Consider the following 20,375-nt stretch of genomic DNA (forward strand, 5'->3'; position numbering starts at 1 on the left):
CTAACTTATGGGCATAATTTATACTATAGTAAAGAAGTTACGAGGTAGAATGTCATGCCAAAACCTGTCCCCCCCCAGCCTCCAGAGATTCTATTAGACGTTGACGGTACCTGTCTTGATAGCGAAGGAAAATTTAATACGAATCTTTTTAAAGCGCTAAAAACGATGGGCATCAAAAAGGCAAACATCTTATCAGCATTCGAGATGAAAAATTTAGATGTAATTGGACAAGAACACAGTTTTCGCTGCCTGGTGATTGATGAATTAAAAAAAAATGGAATTGAAATAGGCTATGTCCTCGTAAATGCTTCACCCTATTTAGATCTTGATGAAAGAGGCCATGTCAAACTAGGGAACTATTATCATAATACGATCGAAAAGTTCGAGAGAAAAATATTAAATTTTCGAAGGAAAAATCAAGAAATAGACCTTAGCGCATCAGAAAAAAAGAAACTAGGGCCGGATAAGGAGCGGGAACAAAAAATTCTTGCGGTAGAAGGACGTCAAAAAGCAAGGGCAGCGGGTGAGCACACTGCGTCGAAAGAATCCAAAACCAACCCCAAAAAATCTCCTACAAAGGACGAGATACGTGATCAAAAAGATGAAAAACTGGTCGATGAAATCAAAAGCAAATTATTGCCTGTAGCTGAGTCATTTCCTTTACCCGAGCGAAATAATTTCAGAGGTGGCAAGGAAAGAATGCTTCTCCATGCGGCGCATCATAATTCACTATCAAAAAACTTCATCATTTTTGATGATAAAGAAGAAGTGAACAACATGGTCAAAAAGATGGATACAAGCGATTACTATTACCCCGAATTAAATGGACGCATGCATACGGTACCAGTCTTTATGAAAGATAGAAAGCAAACCGAAGACTATTATATCAGGAACTTGATTCAGGGGTATTCCATTAGCCAATTGATACAATTTGTTGAAACGCATGCGGAGGAGTTAGCAAATAACAAACAGCCTTTATTAGACTTATTAAAATCGATACCTCAAGAAGAAGAGATTAAGGAAAAACAAAAAGGCATCTATGCACAATTGATATTAGCCTGTTGGCGTCCAAAGGATACGGAGAATATTGTCGAATTATATCAAAAATTAAGCGCGGAAGAGTCCATTTCTGAAGGCATGAAAGAATTGTTTACTGTAGTGAACTCTGTAAGCCTGCAGAATCCCGTTTTTCGGGGAAAGATTCTTGAAGTAATTATAGAGAATACTTTTAATGGAAAAGAATCACTTTTCAGAAAAGAGCTTATTGAGGAAATAAAACAAAAAACCCTTGATCGTTATAAAGTACTTGCAAAAAAAGATTCGGATAAATGGAAGAGTTTAATCGAGCAAATTTCAACAAATGACTGTAATAATCAAAATGATATAGTGCTACTTCGCTCCAGCATTCAACTTGGTTTAGCTATGGAAGGGTCCCAGAATATTGATGATTTAGCTAAGCTCATGGTATTGACTTCGCGCACTAAAAAAGAACAAGAAAAAGAACCCGATTTAAACCCAGGCGAACAAGAAAAACTCGTACTCATCGAAGCCAATATTCGTGATGCAATAGCTAATACTGCATCTAACCCACAAAAATTTTTGGAATTATTAAGATATTATCGTGAGCTCGATAGAGCCTCCCCGGAAAAAGAGATCCTCAAGACCTATCTAACTCCGGAAATAGTGCAGAAAAACTTAGAAACTCTGACCTCCCTTAATCCACCCCAGCCTCAACCCTGGAAATTTATCGGCTATCCTACGTTAAAAGAGATGCTCTCTAAACTAGACAATGAAGGTACGTTAATAGGAGATTTGAATTATCTTGAAAGTACTTATCCTAAGGGCAATCCTGAAATTGCTTCATTAATGATTTCATTAATTACTGGCTTTACCGACATCCGATTTTATCCTGGCAATGCATTACCAGAGATTCCGAAAATCGATACGAAACAGCATCAACTTAACTTACTGCTTAAGTTATATAAGCAAGAGCCAGACACTATAAATAAAATCAAAGAGCAATTTATTGAAGGTCAAGATTTAGAATCTTGTCTGCTTTTAATCGAAGGGATCAATCGCTCCAGAGATATGTCAGCAGAACCTAAACGAGCGCTTAGCTCGGCATTGCTCGCACGCATTGACGCACTTTTAGGGGCCGATATGCAGATACCCACTAATTTTAACAATTATTTGATTGCTCATGAGGCTAAAATAATTTTGCAAAATCTCAAGCAAGATGATCAAAAAAAGGCCGTTTTGAAACATGCAGCTTTAAATTCATTAATTGGAATAATCGAAAAACCCACTCAAACGGAGGCAGCAGCCCTCATTTCTCGTCTTAATGCTTCGATGAAAACCATATATGATTTGGGTAACGTTGATTCAGCCTGTTTTGCAAAAGAATCCACGATGAACTCGGCTCTAACTATTTTACAACAATTTAAAGGAGATATTGCTCACATCCTCCCAATCGATGATTTTGATCCCCATGCACATATCGACGAAAAAAATCAAAAGATAGAGAACGCATTACAAGCTCGCTCCCTAACCCCCTCAGCTCATCTATTTATTCGAAAAAACAATGGAGATCTTTTTTACCATTCAGCGGATGAGACGCATCAAATAAATGCTGAAGATAAACAAGCGCTCAATTTTACCGAGACACAAAGAACTCTTAGTCTAAGTCAGTTTCAGAAAATTCGATCAACAATACAATCTGAACAGCAATTGGTTCTTTTAGATCCGATCTTAAAAAGTGAAGCCGAAAAACTATTTCAGAGTTACCTTTCTAACTCCCTTGATTGCTATAACTTTCTGAAAAAAACCTTTCGCTCAGATAATCTGCAACAAGAATCAATAAAAGATATTGCACAGAACAAGGTGCTCGAAGAATTAAGAAAAACTGATCGACAACTATCTCAATATTTACCCAAAGAAGAAGAGCACTCTGATAAGAGTATAGAAAAAAATGCTCTTCTAGTAATAGCCTATGCAGATTATGTATTGAAAAAAGAGAAAAAAAACCTCAATGAGATACTAACCTTGGCAAAGGAGATTAAGAATCTTATAGGAACACAAGATTCTTTGAGGAGAGACAATAAGGTCGAAGAGGCACAACAATTAGATGGCTTAATAAAAACCGCTCAAAGCATTCAACGTGAGGCGTTCCAATTTTATTTGGATAATCTAGTGTACAATGAGGAAACGAAAGAAGAGATTACTAAACTTCAATATTTTCAACAAAATAAGGAAAATCCTCATAATAATTTAGGTGAGGTTTTAGAAACTGCTGAAGCAGTTCTTACTGATGTAGCTCGCTTACCTAAAACAAAAACTGATGTGTTAAAAGCACTGGCAAGAACAGCCCAGGCTTTAGTAGAGCCAGCACATAAGGAAAATAAGAAAGAGCTTCAGGAAATAGCGCACAAATTTAAGTTAACTCCTAGTCTCAATTTGCTAGGAAAAGCCCTCTTAGTACTATTAAGCGCTGCCGCTGCTGGAGTAGGTCTGTTTGTCGCTGGAGGCATAGTAGCAAACCAAACTTATAAAGACACAAAATTTTTCAAGGCACTTTATAAAGACTCGTTTAAGCCTGAAGAGAATCAAGAAGAGGATAAGAAATTGACTCCATAACAAACCACAAAATTGCTTATCCAAAAGAAGCCTGGACTGGTTGCAGCCAGGATCTTTCAACTCAAAAAAGTTGATCATATTTCCTTAATATTAGTGCGCTAAACTTCATCATAGAACCAAATAAATTGACATTATAAATTAATACCCTATAAGAGATCAGGAGAGGTAATCAACGATTACCCTCTAAAAATATGGATCAATCTTTATAGTGTTTTAACATATTGATTTAGTGAACAAATTTTCAGGACTTGAATGTTCGGAAGTTTTTTAACGAAGTAGCAACTTACTTGAGGAACAGCTATATGCCATTAAGTGATGAGATGCGGATAGACAGTTTTGAAGCTTTAAAAAAACGTTATAAAAAATTAACTCCTCTCCAAATAAAACTTCTCGACGCCGTTAATACCGAAGCGGCGAATTATGGAGATAATCGAGTGGGTGTGCGCTTAAAAGCCCAAAGTGAGGAAGTGCTTAAACTTCTAGATTCACAACTCAGAAAGCCTTTTGATGAGTCATTACTTACAGATGTTGCTAAGTCTATTTATTTTATCCTCCAAGAGCAAATGGATCGCGAAACGGAGGAAAATAGGCGTAAACATCGCGCCCAAGGCCATTTTGATCAAAAATTTATTCATCAGCGTAATATACGCGATGAATTGCAAGATCATGACATGACCTTATTAATGCCCAAATCTCATGGGGACATTGATGTTCAAGTCATACTAAACCGTTTCGACTCAGGGTCTATTAATGCATCCCAAGAAGGTCTTGCTTTAGCCCTTAAAGATGAAAAAATTAAACATATTGTAATCCCAATAGGCCCTGGGCATTGGCGTGGTATTTATTTAACGAAACCCGCTGACGCCAGCGGTAAATATAAGCTTGAACTATTTGATCCTTATGGTCCAAGTGGTGCAAAGGCAATCAAAGAAATTACCCTGGAGATGTTAAAAAAATGTGGGATCAATGAGGCTCAAATCACGATTGAACTCACAGGCCCCCTTATTCCCCAACAAGATGGATATGCCTGTGGGGATTTTACTTATGCCTATAGTCATAAAAAAATGAAAGAATGGGGTGCATTAAAAACAGGGTACAATCAACAGATTATTACAGTGCTGGATACTCAAGGTAATAATGACGGTGCGCTGCGGCAGGCAAGTCGCGAAGAATCCAAGAAACAAAAAGGGTCTGGACATATATTAAAACAGACCCCATTTACAGAAAACGAAAAACAGGAGTTTTTGAGACGATTAGATCAAATATTATTAGATCCTAATCAGATAGATAAAGCTGTTTTTGATGGGAAATTTGTAAAAATAAAAAGTACATCGAGATCTGAATCTTATTTATCCTTACGTGAACTTGACGCTTATGGCGTATTTAATGCGGATGGTTCTATAAATAAAGCGATTGCAACTCAATATGGTATCACGTTCGATGAGAATCGAATTCGAACACGACTGAAATCTAAGTTCAATAAGCTGCTCTCATTACGGGAAATGCTCGTTTTAGAATCTGCTCTTAGTGCTGTAGAACAAGAGTATACGAAATCGAATCGGCCGAGTATGGGATTAGCTAAAGAAGGATTGGAATATTTTTGGCCAAACAACAGTTTTAAATTACTTAAAAATCCTTTAAGTATGGAATTATCAGGCCCAGCTCGTAACATGTTTGGAATGGGCTATTTTAAATTTGAAGATACCAATATTTCAATTTCCCCAGGGCCTAAGGCTGCAAAATCACTTACGAACCCCCAAGCTCCAGAGAGTTACGAGCTGGATCAAGATATTGCAGGCTATTTAAATCATTTACTACATAATAATATTACCCATGTATTTGCTATGGGTAGAGTGCTGCCTTATTATCCACAAGATGGTTTGAGTGAGGATCGAACAATAGCAAAAGGGCAAATAATAGATGATTTCTATAATTATTTTATACCTGATGTTAATGGAAATGTAATACTTCCTGATATTCCTGAACTCAAAAACCTCCATGTTACTTCTATTCCCATTAACAAAGTAGGCCGATTTATCACTTATGAAATTAGCATCAATGGTAATAAACCCATCCAAGTACATCATTTTCCTATACGCGATAAGCAACCACTCGAATTAACAGAAGAGGAATTAGCCTATGTCAAAGAAATAGGACAGCTTCCAGAGCAAAACATCCACACACATTGTCGAGGGGGAAAGGGACGTAGTGCGCAAATTGCTTATATTTTAGCATCCTTAAATGAAAAATATAGTAAACTAACTCCAGAAAAGAGACTCGCCGCGATGAGGGCTGAAAAGACTCCAGACCATAATAAATCGTTTGTAGAAACCGACATACAAGAGCGTCATATTGCGAGGATTGAACCATCAATTCAACAAGACAGCTCCTCTGCGTCTGTTCGTAAAGATGAACATTTTGAAATTTATATCATTTATGGCACGTTACTAAAGCAAGAACTTGATAAACACCCCCAACAAATTGGTAAACAAGATAAAACTCCAGTTACCAAAGATAATAAAGCGCTTGTTGAGTTAATGGAAAAATATCAAGAGCTAAGTGCGACTCCCCTGGATCAATTAGACAATTGGGTTAAAGATGTTTGCGAAAGTCCTTTAATTTCTGAATCAACGAAAGCATTATTACAATCGGTAAATGCGAATAATAATTCTACCGATTTCTTATTAAAGGCATTTGAAGCGAGAAGAAATCCTCAGGAGCTGGGTTTATTCTTTGACTTACAAGCTAGAAATAGAGGCTATGAACAAACTATTGAGCTGTTCAATATAAAAAGAGACGAGCTTTTAGAAAAACTAGATGGCAGCACGGAAGAAGGAAAATACTCCATTGCAGAATTAAAGCAGTACGCATCTTTATTTATAGCTCATTTACAAGATGGCTATTTAAACAATTGGAATAATCTAGAGGAACAATCAGAGAAGTTAGCTCTCAAAATCGATATACACGCGAATATTTCCGAAAAAATTAATGGCATCTTTGATGCGTTGATAAAAACGAGTTTGACAAGAGAACAATTCGATCAATTACAAAAAGAATACACTCAATGGAAGCCACATCTTGAATTACTGGAAAAAGTAGAAGGCCAGCACGAAGATAAGCTGGATTCGTATGTAATACAACGCAGTAAGTTTATAGAGCAACTGTTTATTTTAGGCTATGACTATTTTGAAATAGAACCTTCAAAAATAATCTATACAATGAACTTGCTTTATCAACAGTTAGGGGACTTAAGAGCCGCTAATAAACTTACTCAAGAAAAATGGAATGAACTAAACAAACAGTTTACCGCACTTAAAACCATACATGGGCTGAGCGAGTCAGAAGTGACTCCCGGTATCATATCCACTTTAGATAAATTATTCCAAGGAAATAGAGAGCAAATAGCCCCACTATTCCAAGTGGAAGTATTACAAGTAAAACCAAGGGGAGAAAATCTTGGTGAGTTTGTGACGGGTCTTGGGCTTGTAATATTAGAAGCGGCGTACGATAAACTTCCACAAGAGTTTTATGGTGACAGTGCTAAAGGTGTTTACGCTAAGGAAATCACCCAACTAATAGAAGCTATTAATACATTGGCTGATAGCAAGCGTCAATCATTCGAAAAGGAAATTCTTCTACGTCCACCAACTGATAAAGACTACGAAATGGCTCGTCAAGAAGTGTTGCAACTAATTGCAAAACATATTCCTACTCCATTTCTTATATCCACTAATGTGACAGCGCCTGTTGAAAATCTCGAGAAGAAAGAGGAGCCTCCTGTTGTATCGTCAATGGATGAGCATCGCAAATCCATAGAACAGGCCAAGGACGTACGCAATCAGGCTCACAAAAAATTAAAAGAACACTTTGCTAAATATAAAGAAAAATATAAACATCTAAGTGACCAAGCTGAAGAAGTTGTTAATGAATTGACCGCTAGTCCCGATATGGAAGAGGAGCAGCCCCCTGTACCGCCATTAAGCGAATCGATGGAAGATGTCCTAAAAGTTAAGGCCATGCGTGAGGCGACAAAATCAGGGGATGCTCGCAGAATTCAAGATGAAATTGATTATGTTACCTCAAGTATTGAAAAGAAATCCAAAAAAACAAATCCATTTCCTAAAGTTCCCAAACTCATTGTATTTGATATTGATGAGACACTCCTCGATTTGCATACAAATAAACTGAAACGAGAACAAGAATTAATCAATATCCTGAACTATGCCAAAATACATAACATAGAAGTAGCTATCGCCACTAATCGAACAATTGATTTGGATATTCATGATGATGTATCTGTTGAAACAATAAAAAAGCAAATACGCGAGACTACAGGGATCGATATTCCGGATGCACTGACATTTTTAGCTTTTACTTCCTTAACAGACGAAACCAATGCAATCTATCTGGCGCTCAAAGAAAAAATTGATAAATTACAACAGGAAATCAAACTTTTAGAGCCCACAGAGTTAAACGAAGAGAAGTTAAAGAATTTAAAACAAGAAATTGATTCTCTCCAACAAAGATCCGATAGGTTAATTAGAGGCAAATTCAGGCATTTAGATTCGCTAAGAAAATATTACCATGCCCTTAAGAATCAGGATTATTATCAACGGGTTGAGGGAGCTATTTTAGAGGATTTTCAAAATCCTCGATTAACAAAAGAAATAGGAATTAGTGATTTTATAGAAAAAGATAAAACGTGGGCTAAATTATTTGGTCTAGCAAAGAGGTTAATGGATTCAGCTAAAGAACCCAAACCTTCATTACAAACTATATTGAAAGATCTTATTTTTGATACCGATAAATCCAGACTTTTCAAAAAATATGGTTTTGATCCAACTAAACAATCTGAAGCAATAGAAAAAGCAGTGGAAGAAGAAGTACAAGAAATTATTGCGAATAAAGAATATTTTATTCAACATCTTCCTCAAATTGAATCATTTTATCGAAGTCGACTTACTTTCCGAAAATATGAGTTTGAAAAAACTGCCGTTTTGAATGAAGAGGATGTATTGTTCCTTGACGATCTGAGTGCTAATGTTGAGCCAACAATACAATTTAGTAATTACAGAGCCATTAAAGTTAGTGAAAAAGGAGATACGTCAATTCGATACATGGTTGAATTTAATTATGAAATAGGTGCATACAATGGCGTTATTGAGTATTTAATTGCAGAACCATCTGAAGAAAAAGAAAAAAAAATAAAGGACTATAGTCCCAAATTAAATAACGATCTCATTCCAAATTTTACAACTTATGAATTCCGACATTCTCCAATTGTATTGACGGTTAAAATGTCGACAATATTTGCGAAATTACCAGGCCTAAGCAAAGACGAAACCGTCCAAAAACGTTATAAGGAACAATTTTTTGAGTCAGCCCTTGAACATTACATGGACTTACCCAAAGAATTACAAGATGATTTTGTGACAACTTATTATCGGGATGCGCATCAAACGCTAAAAGCAATCGAGCAAGAACTTCAAAAGTTAATCCAATCCCCTCCGCAGGATCCTAATCAACTTCGCGAAGCCTTATCCAAATTAAAAGCCCAAATCGATGAAGTAATTACACGGGATAAGAAATTTTCGCAACGAATTTCTCCTACGTTCATAGATTCTGAAGCGAATCTGCTTAGATTTATGATTGTTACATATTCAGGAAATCCCAACAGTCTGATAGTAAAAGAAGATAATACGGTCCAGTTTAAAGAAGTTCATGATAATGCGCGAGCAGTCTTCTATACTGAGTCGATAAAACGATTGGATAATCACTTTAATCTCCAAGAAGTTCATTCTGCTTTGAAAAAAATTGATGATTTTGATAAGGAATTTATAGCGAAGCAATATGCAGATTTAGTTTCTAAACAATTGCAAGAAGCTATGGATACTAATATTAAAGATGATTTTCCTTCCCCAGTTCTCCTTGCAGCGGTCGCGGAAAAGAAATATCCGTCTTTAAGTTCTCTTTTGGATATTTTTGAGGCCGATGTAAATATAATAGACCTTAAAAACAGTGACTTTATAAAAATTCATTCCCAGTTAGTTGCTGCAGAAAAGCTATGTGACGCTTTGAAGCAAATTACTCCCCGCCAAAATATGGCGGAAGATTTAAACGGAGAGCCTAGGATTGATTATGATGAAAAACTTACGGTCCTATCCGAACAAATAACAAAGCAAAAACAAGAAATTGAATCATCCGAGCAATATAAAGCCAGGAACTTTTTGGATGAAGCAGAACGATATATACGGGCTAAAGATTGGAATGTTGGACTGCAATGGACTTCACATACTATAGAAGTAGACGGTAAGAAAAAGAAAATCCCTGCAACTGTCGCAGAACAATTAAACGTTATAGAGCAAGCTCGAAAAGATAAGGATTATGTGAGTGCTAAAAAAGAATTCATCAAATTAGGAGAAGAAAAAGAGATCTCCTATAACTCTTCAAAAACTGCTCGCAATTATTATTCGCTATTTAAGAATAAAAATGTGGCTCCTGAAAAAAATCTAGAGAACGAGTTTTCGCCCAAAAAAACATAGTTAATAAAGTATCTAGCACCAAATACTCGCCACAATCCTTGATTATGACATGTATTCGGTGCTTTTTTGAAAGAACTCAAACTCACTACTGAAGCAGTGAGTTAACTCTAAAAAAGATACTGCAAACCCAGCGCGAGGGAATAGTTTTTATTCGATAAACCTGCGGCATTACGTTCATAGCCGTACTCGCCGGAGTCGTTGTCGGTTATTTCAGTATCGGCGCGTCCATTCGAATAATGATTATAGGCAGCCTCAACAAAAACTTTCGCGTTGGGTGTTACAAAATACCCGGAATTAATTGTTGCGGCATAATATCTAAAGTTAGCTCCATGTTCTTCAAACGTGATGTTGCGGGCATAATGCTCGTCATGATCTTGTGCTGAAACCCAGTTACTAAATTTTAAAAGCGCATTAAATTCAAAATTATGAATGGTATATTTCCCCGCTAAACCAACATAAGGTGTTCTAAATTTTTGTTGGTAGCCAATTCCGACTTCAGAGCTAGGAAAACAACCGATATCGGTTCCATTATTGTATTGATAACAACCGCCAGTCGCTTTCCAGCGAAAAGAATCCCATTGATAACCTGCAGCCAAGCCGAGTTGATAATCGGGTTTTTGCAGCACCCATGCCCTCAAGCTCAAATCAAATTCATTGGCATAATTAAGATGTGTATTATCATGGTGTGACCAATGAGTCCAAGAGTCTTGATTTGGGTTGAACCAATCATAATCATCCATAGCCGCCTTATTTTTTGCTACAGTAGTCCAGCCTCTCCCATTAAGGCTCAACCACCCGATGAAATCATAATTTAATTCCCCATTAATTATTGCAGCATTTTTTATGCGCCAATCGAGCTGGCTTAGCTTCGTATGTGTTTGCGGATAATAAACATATTCGTGAGCCGTTCCGGAAAGAATTCCTACGGAGGTGCTTAGTGATAAACCATTCAAATTGTAATCCGCAGCATAAGTATCGAGCGAGTACGTAAGGGATAAAGAGGTCAGAGCCAACATAACTATTTTATTTTTCATTTTTTTTCCTAGTTAGGGCCGGCAATCCGTGCAGCAAGGTGATTGTCAAAAAATCAATCGAAATTATTGTGATTCAAAGTGGTCTTGTCAAGAACAGTATTGGAAAACAATTGCCAATTTCCCTTAATAACCGAATCTCATCTTGACGTCGTTATTGAAGGCAATAAACGCATACGAAACGCTTATCAATTTTTTTCATTTGAAAATAATAAGTTACTGTGGGAGCATACCCCGCGAAGCAGATCGGAATCATATTATTAAGAGGGTTATATGCAAGAACGATTTTTTAAGGAAGCACGCTCTGACTTTTCAATTTCACTCCCATCTCTAAGTTCGGAAGAGTTAGACCATTTACAAACTTTATGTAATGAAGATATTGATATTCATACTCTACTTATTCAAAAAATGCCTAAAACAGATTTACATGTTCATGCTGAGGCTGGCTTTGTGATCGATGTTAAATCAGCTCAAATAATAGCGGAGCGTAATAACATCCCTTTTCCTTATGATTTAGTCGATGAACAGACCCAACAATGGAAATTTACTGGTTCAGATGATCTGGATCAATTTGTCAACGACTTTCGACGTATTTCGAATCTTTTGAAAACACCACAAGATATCGAAGACATTACTTATGCATTTTATAAATATTGTTATCAACATAATGTCATCTTCGCTTTGCCAGGAATATCCTGGGTTCAATGTAAAGAACATATGACTTTTATTGATTTTAACCTCGCCTATAATCGGGGCATTGCGCGAGGGGTCAAAGAATTTGGAGAGGTTACCACTTTAAGATTACGCTATTATCAAGAACGACATATAGACCCAAAAGATTTCCAGAACACATGGGAGAACATTCAACAATTTCCCAATCCTATGGTAACTACTATAGGCTTTGCAGGAGCAGAAGAAGGGTTCCCTCTAGAGAATTTTTTTTATTTTTTTGATGAACTCAATCATTATAGGCAGCAAGTTGCTAATCCTTGGTATTTCATTACTGCCCATATCGAACCAGAGGCAGAAGAGCATACCCTCGAAATTGCAAAAAAATATCTTGATCGATTTGCCCATGGAAGAAATGTTGCAAATTATCCCGAACTCAAAAAAACACTTAAACATGACGGCATGACACTTGAACTATGCCCTTTAAGTGATGTTGCATTTTTTCCAAAATCAATCCCCAATTTACAAGCTCATACTCAATTTCAAACTTTATTTAAAGATGAAATGATCTCTTTAAATTCGGACGACCCAGCATTTTGTGGCGTAATCGATGAAGTGTATCAGTCTGTGTATAAAGAGCTAACTTGTGATATGGCCCTTTTATTCCGATGCACTTATAACGGTATATTTGCAGTGGCACCCTCTAAATTGGATGCAATGCGTCTTTTCGCTCCCGAAATGCATCAAGCCCATATGTTGTTCCTCAAGCACAGCGAGTTGAAACTTAAATTTTTTGAAGTCTATTGTCATTTATTACAAGAAATAGTAACCATAAATAATGAATATCGTGACTTAAAAAAACAAATTTTGGAAATTGATCTACATACCCCTATGGGTGAGTTAAATCGTCTTTCATTTCATCTTTCAAGAATAGGTAAAGAGACAAGCATTACAACCTTACTCGATTTAAAACAGGAGATCATTAGAACAGCTAAAGTATTAGAAACAGACACGCTGCAAGCCATAGAAAAATTCGAACACGATTATCTTCTCGCACAAGAGCAAAACAGCCACGTGATATCATAGCGAAATCCCGGGTTTGCTACTCCCCGGGTACATCTTTGCCTTCAGGCATGCTACAAAAAGTGTGCTTTCATGGCCTAAAAGATTCATCAGGCTCTGAAGAAATCTCAAAAAACACACCGAGATTTCTTCGCTCTTTTTCAAGAAAATCCATGAATCCATTATATATTTTTTTATCGCCAAATTGCGGATCGACCACCTCAAACTTCCCATCGCATTTCTTACCCAACAAAGTGTGGAGCACTCCTACATTGATGACAATCAGTGTGGTCATTCCTTCAGGAAAATCAGATTCGCTCATGCCTACAAGAGTTAATTTTTTTCTCGTGGGAACCTCTGTCTTAAACAGTGAGTAGAGTGAGGTTACTACTGTATCTTTGGAGTATTTATTGAGTGAGTTTTTAGATAACTCCCTAATTTCAACGCCAACTGCACCAAGATTATGTTTACGGAAGTACTCCACAATCTTTTCGGGGGAGGCAACTTTTCCAGGTTCTAACCAGATTTCTTTATATATTTCCAATTCTTTGCTTGCAGTGTAATCACTTGGCTTAATAATCCCGCGTTCAAGAAGTATTTTCATTATCGCCCTTGCTGTACATGAGCTTTTAAATTTTTGTGTGTCTATCGCAGGTTCGATACTATCAAGTTTCGCTTTAAGTTTAGGATTATCGAGTACAAATTGTGCAATTTCATCTGAGCTTACTACGAGCTTTAAAAAACTTCGATGATCCAGCATATTAACGAAATCTTCCGAAGCCAGAAGCAATTTTATGATATCTGAAGAAATATTTCCCATTCTTCCTAACGTAACCATTCCCTCAAGAGGCTTGGCATGAGTGCTATGAATTTCCTTAAATCTACGTGTAAAGCTATCTATATTGGCTTTATTTAATACAAGATTAGCATCTTTGCCGAAATTGAAATCAATACTTTTATAGATATTTCGACTGTATTCAATATCATCAAGCGTCCTATCCGGAAATTGCACTGCAGTAATATTCAAAATCATAGCAGATCACCTCCTTATCTATTTTATTATAGAACCAATTGAGCAAATAAATACCAATAATAGTGTTTAAAAAATAAACTTTTTATTGTTTCTTCATTTAATTTCCATACAATATTGAGTTATAATTACTCTTTTTGATTCGTTTTTACCAAGGTGACCATGAAAAGAAAATATCCATCAAGTGAGCAGGAACAGCACTATTATAAAGAAGTTGGCAAGCGCCTTGTTTGCATAGATGATGAAAAAGAACAAAGAAAAATTGATCAGTTCATGAAGCGGCACTCCACCACTCCTCCCCGTACCTCCCGGGAATCTGGTTATTCATCCTATATGTTTATTGGAAGCAACGTTGAAGTGAATACTTCTATGGTAAAAAAACAAAAGATAGATAAAAATCACTATCTTATTTCAAGAACATCTAAGTCCCCTACCTTACCGGTTTCTTGTTTGGCATCAACAGAGCATGTCATTGCCATGCAGGATAAAGTCGCGGACTTCAAATCAGAATCTGAACCCAAATCAAAACAGAATGTGATGTATCTCATTCAATTATCCTGCAGTACTAAAAAAATGAATGCTCGCGATGAAAAAAAAGCGATTCTAAGCCTCATTCATCAATATGATGATACGTTGAATAAGAATAATATCAGGATTTTCTATAATAAAAGAAAAGCTGTTTTTACAATTAAGGCCAGTACACAAGTGGTAGATATTCAATTACTTGTTCGGGCTTTAACAAGCGAAAAGAAATATAAAATTATTGATTGCTCCTTTAAAGAGATCGGTTTAAATCAAGGAATCTGCCTGGTTAAGAGAGATGCATCCAATCCAATTCATGCTTTAGTTAATATTGCAGATTCAAACTCTGAAAAAGGATTCCTTGAGCGAGACGCAGGGACAACATCTGGGCGCCATACCAGTGCTTATCAAGATTGCAATTGGACATTCAATTTCTTTACCAGTTTGGAAGATATGCGCAAGAGAACAGAATATCCCAGAAGCGCTCTTGCTATAAAAATTTTTAATGCAACCTAAACTGTTCTTTGTAATCATCTTTTAAGACATCTGGCCTTTCCAAACGAGGTTGGGCCTTGAAGTCCCATTACCCTTTTAATATGTTTAATCTGTGGACTTCGACCCTCCGCGGACAAACCGCAGGCCGTAGAGAGGGAAGGGGAAAAATTCCTATTCGTTGTGCATTCTCATCATTTAATGATAGGCTCTTTCTCTGCTAAATTTTAAAAATAACAATAATCTTATGTACTTATGGAGAAGTCATTGATTGACCAAAAGTATAAAAAAGAACAACTCGCAACATCAAAAATTTTTCTAATTTTTCTGAAACTGGGATGCATTAGCTTTGGTGGTCCAATAGCGCATCTGGGTTATTTCCGGGATGAATTTGTCGGTCGATTAAAATGGCTAAGTGACCATGCTTATGCCGATTTAGTCTCATTATGTCAATTTTTGCCGGGGCCTGCGAGTAGCCAAGTGGGTATTGCTCTTGGACTATCCAAAGGAGGTATTCGTGGTGCAACCGCTGCCTGGCTTGGATTTACCCTACCCTCAGCTTTATTGATGGTGCTTTTTGGCTATGCTCTTATCAAGTTGGGGCTTCATAATAGTCCTCCTTGGCTGCATGGCTTAAAAGTTGTAGCGGTGGCTGTTGTTGCTCAAGCTCTTTGGGGAATGAGCCTCTCTTTATGCCCTGATAAAATCAGAGCAAGTGTTGCAGTATTGGCCTGCATTGGCTCAAGCGCTATCCCTCATGCCAGTGGACAAATACTCATGATCGTCTTGGGTGGACTTTTCGGCTTACTTTTTCTTTCCCCCAAACAATCACTTCCCCCAAGTGAATTAACCGTTAATCTTAGTAGACGCGCTGGCATCATCATATTGCTCGTTTTTTTTATTGTCCTCACCTTATTACCCTGGTTCTCTTTTTATATCGCAAATTACCCTTTGCAATTATTTAATGCATTTTATGAGACAGGTTCTTTAGTTTTTGGTGGAGGACATGTCGTTTTACCTTTATTACAGGCGAAAGTTGTTCCTACTGGATGGGTTGATAATTCTATTTTTCTTGCTGGTTATGGTGCTGCACAGGCATTACCTGGTCCTCTTTTTTCCTTCGCAGCCTATCTTGGTGCGGTGTCAGCTAATACTCCGAATGGATGGCTTGGTGCCATTATGGCTCTAGTTGCCATTTTCTTGCCTTCATTTTTATTGATAATTGGAGTATTACCTTTATGGGAAAATTTGCGTCAACATCCATCCATGCAACGAGCAATATTAGGAATTAATGCTGCAGTAGTTGGCTTGTTATTAACCGCTTTTTACCAACCTGTTTGGTCAAGTGCAATTTTCTCATTGAATGATTATTTGTTGGCAATGACTGCGTTCCTTTTGTTGCAATTTTGGCGTGTTCAAGCATGGGTTGTTGTCTTGTTTTGTGCAGTAGTAGCAGAGTTCGTATTATAGGGGCGGGGCGTACAAAGAAATCCAAATTTGGTTATACGCTATAATCAAAATGAAATAGGATTGAGCCCGGGAGTTTAAGCTGAAACGTTCCAAGCATCTACATGTCTCCGTTGCGCTGTGTATGTTTACTTTTATGTGGGTTACAACAGCCAGGGCGGTCATTATCCTTGACAGTACCTTTAAACAATTTGGCTTTAAAAAAGCAGAAGCTTTGGCATTGGCTCCACAGTTTGCATCATTAATCTATCTTCAAAATGATTCAGGATCAGGTTCTGGGGCTTGGATTGGCAATTATGCAGGACATGGGTATATTCTAACCGCAGCACATTTGTTTACGCCCGGAATTAAGGCCAATAGCTATTCGTATCAGACCATCGATCATACTCTTTACCAAGGTGAGGCACTGTTTATACATCCTCTATGGAATAAAAACCTAGATGATCGCACAGGTTATGATTTTGCAATTGTGCGCTTAAAAAAAGAAGTACTCCATGCAGGAACACAACCCGCACTTTATGAGGGAACAGCTGAACTAGGTAAAATAATTACTTTTATTGGTTATGGATGGCGGGGTACCGGTACGAAAGGACAAAATACCTCAATCGACACCAAGGATAAACCCGCTGCTGCGGAAGGTTTAATTGAATCCGTGGTAGCGGCGGTTTCCCCCATACCTTCAAAAGGAGATGCAGGAAATTATCTGGGAATATGGTTACCCAAAGAAAATGGGAAACTACCCAACCCTTTTAACAGCAAAGACTCGACAAAACCCGTGTCACCACTATGTGGCATTCTAGGTTCAGGGGATAGTGGGGGTCCTGCATGGATACAAACAGAAAATGGTTGGGCCATTGCTGGAGTTAATTCAAATGGCAGTGGTAATGCAGCCTACGGAGATTTTTCTTGGTTTCCTCGTGTGAGCCGGGTAACACAATGGATTAAAGGTATAGTACCCACAGCACGTTTTATAAAATAGGACCGGCTCACTTCCACACAGAAGGTCAGCTAACGTAAATAAATTTTCTTTTATCGGTGCCAGGTGGTTCCAGTTCGAACCTTACCACATTTACCGTTAGCGCAACCTTTATTAACAGTTGTATGATGGCAATTACCCTTATAGCACGCAGTATAGCTTTTATGGTATCCCCAAGCAGCAAAAGAACTCGATACAAAACTGCTCATAATGAGAATCATTAAAATCTTTTGAATATTCTTTACTAACATGTGCCTCTCCTCTAACCACCCCTAATTATGGTCATTAATAATACACTTCTGCAGTTAGTATAGTTGAGTTTGGTGCATTTTGTTGTTTTGGCCTCCAACCTGTTTTCTATATGCAATTCAATCCTCATTGAGCCACCCAATTTTCGGTGATAAAATGCACATGAAGATTAAAAAATGATTTTTTAAAATCTAAATTTCTATCAACGTGAACGGTTAGGAAAATTCATGAGCGAGTCCTTAAAAAAATTATTAAAAACAATCAGTGAACGAACTGTAGATGAAAAAAACCAAAAGATGCAATTAAAAGTCATTGAAGAACAAGCGCAGAAAATCCTTAAAAAACACAAAACTCTCGATCTATTTGATGAATATTCTTTTTACGGACATACGCCTCTGGAAGCAGCAATAAACTCAGGATCTGTCGCCGTGTTCCAATTATTAATACAACTCGGAGCCAGTCCATTTTACAAACCCAAACCAGAAATTCCTTCTGCCTTGGAGCTGCTCGCAAATGACTATTTTTCTCTAACTTCCACTAAGGAAAAAACACCGCTTTTCAAATGGGTGATGAAAAGCAACGAAAGTCCTGTGTTTACCTGGGAAAAACTCTATGAACATCAAGAGTTGTTTGAAAAATTTAAAAAAGCAAATTTAATCCCTAAAAAAATATATATCAATGAACTTCCCCTCCATGTTGCAATTAAAGCAGGACGCATGGATTTAGTACAGGATGTAATTTTTGCTGCAGGTGGCATTCAAAAAGCGGGTGATATCTGTCGAATGAGTGTTCTTCACCCAGCAATTATGGCCGTTCTTGATCGCCAAGAAAATTCCTTACCCATATTAAAATATTTACTACAAAAAGGAGCCAATCCTCAAATATCGGATGAGCTCGGTTTACCTGCAATCATGCAGGCGATATCTGCTCGGGTTTTGTATCGTGAGAATGCAAGAGAAGATGCCGTATTACAGCTCGTAAAAACACTGCTCGAACACGGAGCTACCCTTAATGTAACGAATCCGAATAATGGCCACGTACCCTTGATGTCCGCAATGAATATAGGTTTTACAAATCTATTTTATTTCTTATTGGACAAGGCAGATGCCACGACATTAAACCATCGAGCTAAACTTTCACCCTGTTATTTAATTTTTCAGTTATTTGAAGAGAACAAATTAAGACCATTAGTTATTCAAGAACTCTTATCCACGCTAAAAGAGAAGGGACTGGAGTTTAATAAAACCATTGATCGTACTTTTTATACCGATCCGTTCAATGATCCATATATCAGTAAGATAAAGGTATCGGCAAAAGACATGACTATATTGCATTTCTATCTCGATAGGATGCAGTCAATGGACGATCCGATTCAATCAATAGATAAACATCTTGAAATAATTCAAGCTCTAATCGCACATGGGGCAGATGTTAATGCGAAAGCAACTTTTATCCTAACTGAAGAAGTAAGCGATGAGTCTTCATACCGTAAGACTAAAGAAGTCCAAACCAAACTAGAACTTACCGCGGCGCAATTCGCGAGGAAAATCGCAGATAAAATCATAAATCGGTATGATTTTGGCACAGGTCTTTTGATCAAGACTTATCGAGATGAGAATGAATTTTTAATGAATATAGACTATTATCCCTCAGAGGAGCAAACAAGCCTACACAAAAAATTTCACAACTTTAGAAATTTAGAGCGAGTCTTATCTGGAGAAAAACCATTACCGTACGCGGGGCTACCTAACTCTAGGAAAATGGCCACTTCAAAATTGAAAAAGCAAAATTCCGTTGCGAATGATGATTCTGTTGTAACACCTTTGATTGTTATGGACTTGGATCCAAAAAGCTTTGAAGCTCAATTAATCAATGCCAGAACTCAACAAAATCAAAGCGATTGGCAAGAGCTTAAACAATCACTTGTGACCCACGTCAAAGGAGCCACCTCATTAGAAGACTTTTTAGCGAAAGTAGAATACTTAAAAAAACCATTACAACTTCATTTCAATATAACAACCAATACCAAAGGAGAAGTGATAAGCTGTGGTTCAACAATGTATCGTTTCTTTCATTATTTTGATCCGTATAAATTCCCCAACTCATGGGAAACATTAAGAAAATTTGGTAAGGACACCTACGGTGTAGACATCAATACTCAATACGAACAAAATACTGCGTATCAATTTCAGTAGGAAGCAAAAAAAAACATGTAGCGACGCATCAGTTGAGCAAAATCAACTGATGCTTGCTGCACATTCACAACCTTTTTATTGCGCATTTTGTGCAATCAACAATCTTGTCCTATATTAATAATGATTAATATACGGAGTTAGCAAATGAACAATAGGAAATATAGAGATGCAGGTTCTGGACGTTATGTTAGCGAGGAATATGCGAAAAAGCATCCCAAAACAACGGTCAGTGAAGCAGTAAAGCATCATACAAAATCTCATAAACGAAAATAAATTTACTGAGATTAGAATATATTCGTTGTAATCTCCCTACGTACCGCGCTTTATGCGCGGTATCTAGAATGGTTGAGATATTTTTTTATTTTAAAAGCCCTGGATACCGTGCATAAAGCACGGTACGTAGGCTGAAAAAATTTGCGGGAAATCGTTCAGATAGAACGCGCAATACCTAGATAGGAAATTGTAAACATCCCTAATAGCTTAGCCTCTCTCTCCTCAGAGTGTATT

Annotated in this window: 11 protein-coding genes; 8 read left to right on the forward strand and 3 right to left on the reverse strand. The window is 37.2% G+C overall.

The window, feature by feature from the left end:
* Positions 1-54: 54 nt before the first annotated feature.
* Together ACWTEW_RS22975 and ACWTEW_RS22980 are read left to right on the forward strand one after the other, a co-directional pair.
* Positions 55-3,633 (forward strand): hypothetical protein, encoded by a 3,579-nt coding sequence (locus tag ACWTEW_RS22975; protein ID WP_454783379.1) that lies wholly within the window; start codon positions 55-57, stop codon positions 3,631-3,633.
* 302 nt (positions 3,634-3,935) lie between these two features.
* Positions 3,936-10,175: a hypothetical protein gene (locus ACWTEW_RS22980; protein ID WP_454783380.1), complete on the forward strand. Its 6,240-nt coding sequence runs from the start codon at positions 3,936-3,938 to the stop codon at positions 10,173-10,175.
* A 107-nt stretch (positions 10,176-10,282) separates the two neighbouring features.
* On the opposite strand, the gene ACWTEW_RS22985 is transcribed toward ACWTEW_RS22980, so the two are convergent.
* The gene (locus tag ACWTEW_RS22985) at positions 10,283-11,209 is read right to left on the reverse strand and encodes an omptin family outer membrane protease (RefSeq protein WP_454783381.1); all 927 of its coding nucleotides are present in this window, start codon (positions 11,207-11,209) and stop codon (positions 10,283-10,285) included.
* 270 nt (positions 11,210-11,479) lie between these two features.
* Between ACWTEW_RS22985 and ACWTEW_RS22990 the strand changes: the two genes are divergently transcribed.
* Positions 11,480-12,961: a hypothetical protein gene (locus ACWTEW_RS22990; RefSeq protein WP_454783382.1), complete on the forward strand. Its 1,482-nt coding sequence runs from the start codon at positions 11,480-11,482 to the stop codon at positions 12,959-12,961.
* Between the two features lie 67 nt (positions 12,962-13,028).
* Here ACWTEW_RS22990 and ACWTEW_RS22995 read toward each other — a convergent pair whose 3' ends face one another.
* Positions 13,029-13,970, reverse strand: coding sequence for a dehydrogenase (locus ACWTEW_RS22995; RefSeq protein WP_454783383.1), 942 nt, complete (start codon positions 13,968-13,970; stop codon positions 13,029-13,031).
* Positions 13,971-14,129: 159 nt separating this feature from the next.
* Here ACWTEW_RS22995 and ACWTEW_RS23000 point away from each other — a divergent pair, with 159 nt between their 5' ends.
* From ACWTEW_RS23000 to ACWTEW_RS23010, 3 genes are all read left to right on the forward strand, one after another.
* Positions 14,130-15,005, forward strand: coding sequence for a hypothetical protein (locus tag ACWTEW_RS23000; RefSeq protein WP_454783384.1), 876 nt, complete (start codon positions 14,130-14,132; stop codon positions 15,003-15,005).
* A gap of 243 nt (positions 15,006-15,248) precedes the next feature.
* Positions 15,249-16,451 (forward strand): chromate efflux transporter, encoded by a 1,203-nt coding sequence (gene chrA, locus ACWTEW_RS23005; RefSeq protein WP_454783385.1) that lies wholly within the window; start codon positions 15,249-15,251, stop codon positions 16,449-16,451.
* 121 nt (positions 16,452-16,572) lie between these two features.
* The gene (locus tag ACWTEW_RS23010) at positions 16,573-17,427 is read left to right on the forward strand and encodes a trypsin-like peptidase domain-containing protein (protein ID WP_454783386.1); all 855 of its coding nucleotides are present in this window, start codon (positions 16,573-16,575) and stop codon (positions 17,425-17,427) included.
* Between the two features lie 50 nt (positions 17,428-17,477).
* On the opposite strand, the gene ACWTEW_RS23015 is transcribed toward ACWTEW_RS23010, so the two are convergent.
* Positions 17,478-17,675, reverse strand: coding sequence for a hypothetical protein (locus ACWTEW_RS23015; RefSeq protein ID WP_454783387.1), 198 nt, complete (start codon positions 17,673-17,675; stop codon positions 17,478-17,480).
* A 225-nt stretch (positions 17,676-17,900) separates the two neighbouring features.
* Here ACWTEW_RS23015 and ACWTEW_RS23020 point away from each other — a divergent pair, with 225 nt between their 5' ends.
* Together ACWTEW_RS23020 and ACWTEW_RS23025 are read left to right on the forward strand one after the other, a co-directional pair.
* Positions 17,901-19,868: an ankyrin repeat domain-containing protein gene (locus tag ACWTEW_RS23020; RefSeq protein WP_454783388.1), complete on the forward strand. Its 1,968-nt coding sequence runs from the start codon at positions 17,901-17,903 to the stop codon at positions 19,866-19,868.
* A 144-nt stretch (positions 19,869-20,012) separates the two neighbouring features.
* Positions 20,013-20,141, forward strand: coding sequence for a multidrug transporter (locus ACWTEW_RS23025; protein ID WP_454783389.1), 129 nt, complete (start codon positions 20,013-20,015; stop codon positions 20,139-20,141).
* The last annotated feature ends 234 nt before the right edge of the window (positions 20,142-20,375 follow it).

The sequence above is a fragment of the Legionella stuttgartensis genome (genome assembly GCF_977063405.2).